9 protein-coding genes and 1 pseudogene are annotated in these 10,237 nt (G+C 70.2%); all 10 read right to left on the reverse strand.

The window, feature by feature from the left end:
• Window positions 1-1,139: DNA polymerase IV (locus ACSNOG_RS29865; protein ID WP_436755826.1), on the reverse strand; the 1,139-nt coding region annotated here is incomplete at its 3' end.
• Window positions 1,140-1,282: 143 nt separating this feature from the next.
• The gene (locus tag ACSNOG_RS29870) at window positions 1,283-1,888 is read right to left on the reverse strand and encodes a MerR family transcriptional regulator (protein WP_436755831.1); all 606 of its coding nucleotides are present in this window, start codon (window positions 1,886-1,888) and stop codon (window positions 1,283-1,285) included.
• Window positions 1,889-2,093: 205 nt separating this feature from the next.
• Window positions 2,094-2,567, reverse strand: coding sequence for a bifunctional nuclease family protein (locus tag ACSNOG_RS29875; protein WP_014058684.1), 474 nt, complete (start codon window positions 2,565-2,567; stop codon window positions 2,094-2,096).
• A 52-nt stretch (window positions 2,568-2,619) separates the two neighbouring features.
• A complete protein-coding gene (gene ftsR, locus ACSNOG_RS29880; RefSeq protein WP_436755827.1) occupies window positions 2,620-3,429 on the reverse strand; it encodes a transcriptional regulator FtsR in 810 nt (269 codons plus the stop codon).
• A 41-nt stretch (window positions 3,430-3,470) separates the two neighbouring features.
• Window positions 3,471-4,334, reverse strand: a complete 864-nt coding sequence (locus tag ACSNOG_RS29885; RefSeq protein WP_436755828.1) for an FHA domain-containing protein — start codon at window positions 4,332-4,334, stop codon at window positions 3,471-3,473.
• A gap of 106 nt (window positions 4,335-4,440) precedes the next feature.
• Window positions 4,441-5,526: a DUF881 domain-containing protein gene (locus ACSNOG_RS29890; RefSeq protein WP_436755832.1), complete on the reverse strand. Its 1,086-nt coding sequence runs from the start codon at window positions 5,524-5,526 to the stop codon at window positions 4,441-4,443.
• A gap of 5 nt (window positions 5,527-5,531) precedes the next feature.
• A complete protein-coding gene (locus ACSNOG_RS29895; RefSeq protein WP_049715989.1) occupies window positions 5,532-5,864 on the reverse strand; it encodes a small basic family protein in 333 nt (110 codons plus the stop codon).
• 7 nt (window positions 5,865-5,871) lie between these two features.
• Window positions 5,872-6,729, reverse strand: a pseudogene (locus tag ACSNOG_RS29900) (DUF881 domain-containing protein); the annotation flags it as partial.
• Between the two features lie 131 nt (window positions 6,730-6,860).
• A complete protein-coding gene (locus tag ACSNOG_RS29905; protein WP_436755829.1) occupies window positions 6,861-9,356 on the reverse strand; it encodes a sugar phosphate nucleotidyltransferase in 2,496 nt (831 codons plus the stop codon).
• An 85-nt stretch (window positions 9,357-9,441) separates the two neighbouring features.
• The gene (locus tag ACSNOG_RS29910; protein ID WP_436755830.1) at window positions 9,442-10,032 is read right to left on the reverse strand and encodes a CDP-alcohol phosphatidyltransferase family protein; all 591 of its coding nucleotides are present in this window, start codon (window positions 10,030-10,032) and stop codon (window positions 9,442-9,444) included.
• Window positions 10,033-10,237: the final 205 nt, after the last annotated feature.

Genomic DNA, 10,237 nt, shown 5'->3' on the forward strand with positions numbered 1-10,237 from the left:
GCCTCGCCCTGCCCCTCCGCCGGGCCCTGCGGCCCCTCCCCCGCCCCTGCCGCACCCGCGGCCTCGCTCGCGGCCTGGGCGAAGAGGTCCTCCTGGGTGTAGTCGGCGAGCCCGCTGACGCCGACGCCGAGCAGGCGGACCCCCGCCGTGGTGTCCACGCCGTCGATCAGCCGGGCCGCGGCCTCCTTGACCACCGCGGGGTCGTCCGTCGGGCCGCGCAGCGTCTCCGAGCGGGTCAGCGTCGAGAAGTCGTAGCTGCGCACTTTGATGACCACGGTGCGCCCGGACCGCCCGGCGGCCCGTAGCCGCTGCACGCACCGCTCGGCGAGCCGGGCGATCTCCAGCTGTACCCGTGACCGGTCGGTCAGGTCCTCCTCGAAGGTGTCCTCCACGGACACGGACTTGGCGTCCCGCTCGGCGACGACGGGCCGGTCGTCATGCCCGGTGGCCAGGGCGTACAGCCCCGCGCCATGGGCCTTCCCGAGGAGCCGCACGAGCTCCGCCTCGCCCGCCTCGCCGGTCTCGGCGACGGTCGTGATGCCGGCCCGGCGCAGCGTCTCGGCGGTGGCCGGGCCGACGCCGGGGATGGCGCGCACGGACATGGGGCCCAGCAGCTCGAGCTCGGTGCCCGGCTCGATGAGCACCAGACCGTCGGGCTTGGCCTCTTCGGAGGCGATCTTCGCGAGCATCTTGGACGCGGCGAGCCCCACCGACCCGCTCAGCCCCGTGGCCGCGCGGATGTCCCGCCGCAGGCGCTCCCCCACCGCCCGCACGGCCGCCGAGGTCGGCTCGACGCCGCCGGCCTCCAGATCCACGAACGCCTCGTCGAGGCTGAGCGGCTCCACCAGCGGCGACAGCTCGCCGAGCAGGCTCATGACCACCTCGCTGATGTCGCGGTAGAGCGAGAACCGCGGGGTGAGGTAGGCGGCGTTGGGGCACAGCCTGCGGGCCTGGGCCGTGGCCATCGCGGAGCGGACCCCGAAGACCCGGGCCTCGTACGACGCGGTGGCCACCACGCCGCGCGGGCCGATCCCGCCCACCACGACGGGTTTCCCGCGCAGGCTGGGCTTGGCCGCCTGCTCGGCCGCGGCGTAGAAAGCATCCATGTCGAGATGCAGGATGGTGGGCGCGCCTCTCACGACACCGATGCTGCCGCATGCCACTGACAATCACGGAGATGTGCCCCGGTACGCCTGACGTGCCCTGATTTACGGGTCGGGGCGCGGAGCGGGCCCCCAGGGCCGCCGCGGCCGGCCCACCGGCCCGGGCTGCCGCCCGGCGGTCAGCCGACGCGGTTGCGGCGGCGGGCCAGCTCGTCGGCGGGGTTGGGGCGGATCAGCGTCTCGCCCGTGTCGATCCGCTCGCCGTGCAGCTGGGACAGCGCGCTCTCGACATCGCGCCACACGACGCCCACGGCGATCCCGAAGACGCCCTGCCCGCCCTGGAGGAGATCGACGACCTCGTCGGGCGAAGTGCACTCGTACACCGTGGCGCCGTCGCTCATCAGCGTCATGCGGGGCAGGTCGGCCATGCCGCGCGAGCGCAGGTGCTGGACGGCCGTGCGGATGTTCTGCAGGGACACGCCGGTGTCCAGCAGCCGCTTCACGATCTTGAGGACGACCACGTCCCGGAAGCTGTAGAGCCGCTGCGTGCCGGAGCTGTGCCCGGGTCGCACGCTCGGCTCCACCAGGCCCGTGCGCGCCCAGTAGTCGAGCTGGCGGTAAGTGATGCCCGCGGCCGCGCACGCCGTCGGTCCGCGGTAGCCGATCAGATCGGCCTCCGGGTCCCGCGGTGCGGTGACCTCCACCGGAGTGGCATGACGGGGGGCCTGTTCGACCGCTCCCCCGAACAGCGGATACGGACTGCCGACCGCCGTCCCGTCGCCCATGCTTCTCACGCCGACCTCCGTCCTTGACCTGCCCTCTCGACGGTAGGCAGTCACTCGGGGTGCGTCAACGATCGCCACACTCGGCACGCCGAGTGATAATCACCCAGAGAGTGGTTTTGCGTGCCTCTGTACCGGGAAGACCTGATCGAATGCGCTGCGGCAAGCCGTCACACAGCGCCCCGGCCGGCTCACTGACTGCGCCGGCTCACTGACTGCTGGTGCCGAAGTCCTCCGGCGAGATCTGGTCGAGGAACTCGCGGAACTTCTCGACCTCGTCCTCCTGCTCGTCCGGGATGGCGATCCCCGCATCGTCCAGCACACCGTCACTGCCGTAGATCGGCGTACCGGTGCGCAGGGCCAGCGCTATGGCGTCGGACGGCCGGGCACTGACCTCCACGCCGCTGGCGAAGACGAGCTCCGCGTAGAACACACCCTCGCGCAGGTCCGTGATGCGGACCTCCGTGAGCTGCTGGCCGACCGCCTCCAGCACGTCCTTGAAAAGGTCGTGGGTCAGCGGACGGGCCGGGGCCATGCCCTGCTGGGCGAAGGCAATGGCCGTTGCCTCTCCCGGTCCGATCCAGATCGGGAGGTAGCGGTCGCCTCCCACTTCACGCAGGAGCACGATCGGCTGGTTGGAGGGCATTTCCACCCGGACACCCACGACATCGAGCTCGTTCACACAGCAACCCTAGGACGTGCCCGGCCGGTTTGGGTAGTCGGGCACTCGCCGGTCAGTGCGAGCCCGCGTGCAGGGCGGCCTGCACGAGCGCCGCGTGCAGCCGCACGGAGAGCGTGGCCAGCTCGCGCGTGGTGGCCTCCGCATGCGCCCTGGTCTGCGGATTACGGTGCCGCCGCAGCGGTGCGACCACTTGTTCGACCAGGCCTGCCTGCCGGTCGGCGGCGGCCTTCATGGCTCGAAGGTGCCGTGGTTCCAGACCGAAACGGCCCAGGTCGGCGACGAGGCGCGCCACGGCCACCGCATCGGCGTCGAATCCGCCGTCCGGGTGCGCGGTGACCAGCCCGTACGACTCCCACTCCCCCAGCTCACGCTCCGTGACGCCGGTGGCACTGAGCAGCTCCCCGCGGCCGATCCGCACGGCCGGGGAGGGCGCGGGTGACCCGGGCTCCGCACCCGCCGCCGCGACGGCCTCGCCGATCGCGGCGCCCGGGCCGGCCTCCTGACTCCCATCGGCCAGGAGGGCGGCGTCGCGGGGCTTGGCGGGGGCGGGCAGCTGCGGCGCCTCGCCCCGGGCCCGCGCTTCCAGGTGCTCCTTGATGACCCGCAGCGGAAGGTAGTGATCGCGCTGCATGCGCAGCACGCAGCCGAGCCGCTCCACGTCCTCCGTACTGAACTTGCGGTATCCGGACGGCGTGCGCTGCGGCTCCACCAGGCCCTCCGCCTCCAGGAAGCGAATCTTGGAGATGGTGACCTCGGGGAACTCCTCACGCAGCAGATTGAGCACCGTACCGATGCTCACCAGCCGCCCCTCCGCGCCGACGGCACCGGATGACCCGCTGCCGCCCGACGGTGTTCGAAGCATGGCCCTTCCTAGGTCCCCCCGGACGGAGCCCGGGGGGACGGTCAGATGCCCCGCTGGCTGCCGTAGAAGACCAGCCGGTACTTGCCGATCTGGACCTCGTCACCGCTGTTCAGGGGCACCGCGTCGATCCGCTCTCGGTTGACGTACGTGCCGTTGAGGCTGCCGACGTCGGAAACGGTGAAGCTGCCGTCCTGGCCTCTGCGGAACTCCACGTGCCGGCGGGAGACCGTGACGTCGTCCAGGAAGATGTCGCTCTGCGGGTGCCGGCCCGCCGTGGTCACCTCGCCGTCCAGCAGGAAGCGGCTGCCGGAATTCGGGCCGCGCCGGACGACCAGCAGCGCCGAACCGAGCGGCAGAGCGTCGACCGCCGCCTGCGCCTCCGGGGAGAGCGACGGGATCGGCGTCTGACCGGTGGCCTCGGAGTCATAGGCCTCGAGACCGGAGATCGAGATGGTCGACGTGGTCTCCGAGGCGCGCTCGGCCACGGCACCGGGCCTCAGCGGGGCACCGCAGTTGGAGCAGAACCGGCTCGCCTCGGCGTTCCGGTGGCCGCACCTCGTACATACCGGCAAGGCAGACCCTCCGTGCGCGCTCGAGGTCGCTGGTGCCCCGAAACCTATGCGCCCGGTGGCGGCAGGGTCAACAGCCGACCCGCCCGGAATGTCTCCTCCCGGAGCTCCGACCTGGTCCCGGAACAGCGGACGCCCCTCCTGGGCGCCCTCGCGGCCCTCGCCGCCCTCCGTCTGGCGCGACGCGCGGTGGCGGGCGCTGCCGCCGTCCTGGCGTGCGCTCTTGCCGAACAACTTCGCAAACAACTTCACGGGCGATTCCCCTTGACCGAAACAGACCCGCCCGTGGGGCAGGACAAAACCTCGATGCACACACCGTCCGACCTGGACATCCATACAACGTCCGTGGTCAACAGACAGTTTCCACCACGCACCCTCGACTTGGTGCGCCGACCCCCCGCAACCTCATGGCCTCCCTCTGAAGCCCGCATGACCGCCCGCCTCACTGCGATGACGACCGAGCGTAGTCAGGCCGCTTCGCCGGGCGCAAGGCGTCCACAATGATCTTCTCAGACCGCTGGACCGTGACGCCCGCCTGCTCCTTCTCCAGCGTCTGCACCACACCGCCGGGGATGTTGAGCGCGGGCTCGAGATCCTGCGGCTTGCCGATCACCTTGAACCGGTAAGGCTGCGAGACCTTCTTGCCGTCGATCTCCACCTTCCCCGCCGCGCCGGAAAAATAGGTGTCGGCCACGATCCGCACGTTATTGATCTGGATGGCCTCCGCTCCCGCGGCCCTCAGCTCCTGGATGGTGTCCAGGAGCTTGTCGGACTCGACGGCGTTCTTGGGGTCGCTCACCGTGAGCTCGATGCCCGGCCCCTGCGCCGCCACCGTGCCCGCGAGCACCGCGAGCTGCTGCTCCTTCTGCGCGGTCTGCTTACGGGCCTCCGCGGCCTGGTTCGAGCTGCTTTCGAGCTCGGTGCGCTGGCTCTCCAGCCGCCGCTTCTCGTCCTCCAGCCGCTTGGTGCGGTTGTCCAGCTCGTCCAGGATCCGTACGAGGTCCTCCTGCCGGGCACCGCGCAGCGCGCTGTTGTCGCTGGTCGAACGGACCTGGATGGCCAGGCCCAGGCCGAGGACGCACAGCAGCACCGCGACGGTGAGCTGCGCCCGCGTCAGCCGCGGCGGCCAGAAGGCCTTGGCCAGACGCTGACGGCCCGTCACGGGCTCGGTGGCAGTCCCCGCCCCGGGCGCCGGTCCGGCGCCCCCAGCGGCCTGCTCGGGCCCGGAGACCGGCTCGGAGGCCGGTTCGGAGGCCCGCTCGGAGGCTTCTTCGGCTGCGGGCTCGGCTGCCGGCTCGTCCGCGGGCCCCGACTCACCCTCGCCCGCGCCCTTGGATTCGGGCGCAGCTGCGGATCCGGAAACGGGAGCAGACTCACCCTCCGGAGCAGGCTCCGGCTTGGACTTGACGGGCTTTTCGGACTTGGCCGGCTCGGCAGGCTTGCCGGACTTACCGGACTTGCCCTCCGCAGTCGGCTTCGCCGGCTCCGCGGAGCCCGGCTCGTCGGGCGTGTTGTCGTCGTTGCTCATCGGTCTCACGCCCGGAAGACGTGCCGGCGGATCGCGGCCGCGTTGGAGAAGATACGGATACCGAGGACGACCACGACACCGGTGGACAGCTGCGCCCCCACGCCGAGCTTGTCGCCCAGGAAGACGATCAGCGCCGCCACGACCACGTTGGACAGGAAGGACACGACGAACACCTTGTCGTCGAAGATTCCGTCCAGCATCGCCCGGAGGCCGCCGAACACCGCGTCGAGCGCCGCCACGACGGCGATGGGAAGGTAGGGCTCGACCGCCGTCGGCACCACGGGGCGGACGACCAGTCCGACCACGACTCCCACGACGAGGCCCAATACGGCGATCACGATGTGCCCTTCCCTGTGTCGGTGGCGCGGCGGGCAGCCGGACCTCTCCCTGAGCGGAAATGCTGTAGCGGATCCCGTAGTTCTGCTGCAGAACGCGCAGATACTGCCCGTCGACGCTGCGCTGGAAGGCGTTCGCCAACTGCTGTCCGTCACCGACCGCCAGCACCGTGTACGGCGGCGGCAGCGGTTTGTTGTCCACCAGTATGGCGTCACCCGCGGCCCTGATCGCCGACAGCGCGGTCAGCCGCTGCCCGTTGACCGACACGGCCTCCGCACCGGACTGCCACAAGCCGTTGACGATGCGCTGCATGTCACGGTCGCGCACCCGGCCCGTATCGGCGAAACCGGTGCTCTCGCGCGGACCGCCGCCACCACTCTGCTTCGTCTGCTTGGCGTCGTCCACGACGAGCTTGACCCCGGGGCCCTGCACGGCGGTCGCGCCCGCGAGGAGCGCCACCAGGTCGGCCTTGTCCCCGCCGTGCTTCTCCAGGACGTCGCGCTGCTTGGTGCCGACGGCGTCCCGCAAGGTGTCGACGTTCTTCTGCAGCGTGTCGGCAGCCGACGTCTCCCGCCCGATGCGGTCGATGAGCTGCTGGCGCTCCTTGGCCAGCGTCGGTGCCGATATCTGCGCCTGTGCCGCGCCCAGCGTCACCACCACCGCGGCGAGCAACAGGGCCGCCGCGAGGCCCAGCTTCGCGCGCAGCGGGCTCGGCAGCTTGCTGCCGCCCTCCTCCTTGCGCCTGGCCGCCGCCTCCGCATAACCGTCGTCGAGGCTGTGGTCCATCACGTTGGTCAGCAGCGACATGGAGGCATCAGGGCGCGGAGCCGGCTGGGCCGTGCTCCGAACGGGGGGCTGCTGCGACATGCCGCACATCGTCGCACGTCGGAGGCGTCGTCTCCCAATGGCCCCACCGGCGCGCCGGACGCGGGATCACTCCGGCACCGGTCCGGCCCCAAGGAGACGACGCCCGCCGGGTCCTGATCCGGCGTCCGCGGTCAGCGCCCGGCGCCGTCCACGACGGCCGACCACTCGTCGAGCAGGGCCTGGGCCGAGGCGTCGTCCGGCCCCTCGGCCCACAAATGGGTCACCGCCTCGGCCGGGTCGGGCAGCACCATCACCCAGCGCCCGTCGGCCTCGACCACCCGTACGCCGTCCGTCGTGTCCACGTGCCGGTCCCCGGCCGCCTCGACCACGGAACGCATCACGAGCCCCTTGACCGCCCACGGGGTCGCGAGGTCGCGGCGCAGCACATGAGCGCGCGGGATGCGTGCGTCTATCTGGCTGAGCGTGAGCTGCGTGCGCGCCACCAGACCGATGAGGCGGACGAACGCGGCGGTGCCGTCGAAGACGCTGGTGGACTCCGGCACGATGAAACCGCCGCGACCGTCCCCGCCGAAGATCGTGGTGTCCGCACGGCCGACCCGGGTCAGGTCGTCGGGCGAGGTGGTCGTCCACTCCACCTGGGTTCCGTGGTACGCCGCCACCTGCTCGGCGATACGGGTCGTGGTCACCGGCAGCGCCACCTTGCCGCTGCGCCGCTCGGCGGCCACCAGGTCGAGCAGCACGAGCAGGGCCCGGTCGTCCTCCACGATCCGGCCGCGCTCGTCCACGAGGGAGATCCGCTCGCCCACCGGGTCGAACCGCACCCCGAACGCGGCACGGGCCGACGCCACGATCTCCCCGAGCCGGACCAGACCGGAGCGGCGGTCGTCCGCGGTCTCGGTGGGACGGGACTCGTCGAGCCCGGGATTGATGGTGAACGCCTCCACGCCGAGCCGGCCGAGCAGGCTCGGCAGAACGAGGCCGGCGCTGCCGTGCGCCGCGTCCACCACGACCTTCAGCCCCGCCTCGGCCACTCCACTGGTGTCCACGGACCTCAGCAGCGAGCCGGCGTAGGAGTCGTAGACGCTGGAGGGAAAGGACAGGTCGCCGATCTCTCCGGGGAAGGCCCTGCGGTATTCCTGGCGGGCGTAGACGCGGTCGAGCTTGCGCTGTCCGGCCTGGGAGAGGTCGGCGCCGCGCTCGTCGAAGAACATGATGTCCACGGAGTCGGGCACGCCCGGCGTCGTACGGATCATGATGCCGCCGGCGCTGCCGCGCGCCGTCTGCTGACGGGCCACCGGCAGCGGAACGTTCTCCAGGTCGCGTACGTCTATGGCGCTCGCCTGCAGGGCGGAGATCACGGCGCGCTTGAGCGCTCGCGCACCACGGGAGTGATCACGGGCCGTGGTGACGGTCGAGCCCTTCTTGAGCGTCGTGGCATAGGCACCGGCGAGCCGCACCGCGAGCTCGGGCGTGATCTCCACGTTGAGGACGCCGGAGACGCCGCGCGCGCCGAAGAGGTGGGCCTGGCCCCGGGACTCCCAGATCACCGAGGTGTTGACGAACGCGCCCGCCTCGATGGTCTTGAAGGGATAGACCCGGACGTTGCCCTGAATAATCGATTCCTCACCGACGAGGCACTCGTCGCCGATGACCGCGCCGTCCTCGATCCTGGCGGCCCGCATGATGTCGGTGTTCTTGCCGATGACGCAGCCGCGCAGGTTGCTCTGCTGGCCGATGTAGACGTTGTCGTGGACGACGGCCTTGTGCAGGAAGCCTCCGCTCTTCACGACGACGTTGGAGCCGACGACGGTGTGCTCGCGGATCTCGGCGCCGGCTTCGACCTTGGCGTAGTCGCCGATGTAGAGCGGGCCGCGGAGGGTCGCGTCGGGGTGGACCTCGGCGCCTTCCGCCACCCAGACGCCCGGCGAGATCTCGAAACCGTCTATGTCGACGTCGACTCTGCCTTCGAGCACGTCGGCCTGGGCCTTGACGTAGCTCTCGTGGGTGCCGACGTCCTCCCAGTAGCCCTCGGCGATATAGCCGTAGACGGGCTTGCCCTCTTTCATCAGCTGCGGGAAGACGTCGCCCGACCAGTCGACGGGGACGTCGGCCTCGACGTAGTCGAAGACTTCGGGCTCCATCACGTAGATGCCCGTGTTCACCGTGTCGGAGAAGACCTGGCCCCAGGTGGGCTTCTCGAGGAAGCGGTCCACCTTGCCGTTCTCGTCGACGATGGTGATGCCGAATTCGAGGGGATTGGGGACGCGCGTGAGGCAGACGGTGACCAGTGCGCCCTTCTCCTTGTGGAAACGGATCAGGTCGGTCAGGTCGAAATCGGTGAGGGCGTCTCCGGAGATCACCAGGAAGGCGTCGTCCTTGAGCGCCTCCTCGGCGTTCTTCACGCTGCCCGCGGTGCCGAGTGGCTTTTCCTCGTTGGCGTAGGTGAGCTCCATGCCGAGCTCCTCGCCGTCCCCGAAGTAGTTCCTGACGAGGGAGGCGAGGAACTGCACTGTCACCACGGTCTCGGTGAGTCCGTGCCGTTTGAGCAGTCGCAGCACATGCTCCATGATCGGCCGGTTGGCGACCGGCAGGAGCGGCTTGGGCATGCTCGAGGTCATGGGGCGAAGGCGAGTGCCTTCGCCGCCGGCCATCACGACGGCCTTCATGTCGGAAGCGTCCTCCTCGGGAGACGACGGTCATGCCGACTTCACGCCCGGGATGGCCGGAGTAGGGCCGGAGCCTGCGGCGGGATCAGTCGGCCGTGGCGTCCGCCTTGACCAGACGGCGGACCTGAACCACATAGAGGATCCCTGCCCACCAATAGAGGGTTGTACCCCATCCCGCGAACGCCCATCCGAAAATCGCGGCAAGTGACGGCAACCAGCCCTCTCCATCACTGAGAAGCAGCAACGGGAACGCGTACATCAGGTTGAAGGTCGCGGCCTTGCCGAGGAAGTTCACCTGCGGCGGCGGATAGCCGTGGCGCCTCAGGATCCCCACCATGACCAGCAGCATCGCCTCGCGGGCGAGCAGGGCGAGGGTCATCCAGAGCGGAAGGATCTCACGCCAGGTCAGGCCGAAGAGGGTGGAGAGGATGTAGAGCCGGTCGGCGGCCGGGTCGAGCAGCCGGCCGAGGCTGCTGATCTGGTTCCAGCGCCGGGCGAGCTTTCCGTCGAGGTAGTCACTGACGCCGCTGAGGGCCAGGACGAGCAGCGCCCACCCGTCGTGCTCTTGGAGAATCAGCCACAGGAAGAGAGGGACGCCGACCAGGCGCGCCATGCTGAGGATGTTCGGGATGGTGAGGACGCGGTCGGTCTGGACTCGCGTCTCCTGGACCTCCACCCGGGGGCCTCCTGTGGGAAATATGCGAACGATACCCCCTGACCTTACCCTTCGGCACGACCGGGCCGCGGGGAGGGTGGTCCCGGAAATGCGAAAAAGCCCCGGCAGGAACTCAATCAAGGTTCCCGCCAGGGCTTTCTCTAAAAATTGTTCGGCGGCGTCCTACTCTCCCACACGGTCCCCCATGCAGTACCATCGGCGCTGA

This window comes from Streptomyces sp. URMC 124 (assembly GCF_051386455.1).
Lineage (GTDB): Bacteria > Actinomycetota > Actinomycetes > Streptomycetales > Streptomycetaceae > Streptomyces.

Bases quoted from the DNA above. Each gene is read 5' to 3' on its own strand.
- ACSNOG_RS29870 (WP_436755831.1), bottom strand. From the start codon at position 1,888: ATGGGCGACGGGACGGCGGTCGGCAGTCCGTATCCGCTGTTCGGGGGA.
- ftsR (WP_436755827.1), bottom strand. From the start codon at position 3,429: ATGCTTCGAACACCGTCGGGCGGCAGCGGGTCATCCGGTGCCGTCGGC.
- ACSNOG_RS29885 (WP_436755828.1), bottom strand. From the start codon at position 4,334: ATGGATGTCCAGGTCGGACGGTGTGTGCATCGAGGTTTTGTCCTGCCC.
- ACSNOG_RS29890 (WP_436755832.1), bottom strand. From the start codon at position 5,526: ATGAGCAACGACGACAACACGCCCGACGAGCCGGGCTCCGCGGAGCCG.
- ACSNOG_RS29905 (WP_436755829.1), bottom strand. From the start codon at position 9,356: ATGAAGGCCGTCGTGATGGCCGGCGGCGAAGGCACTCGCCTTCGCCCC.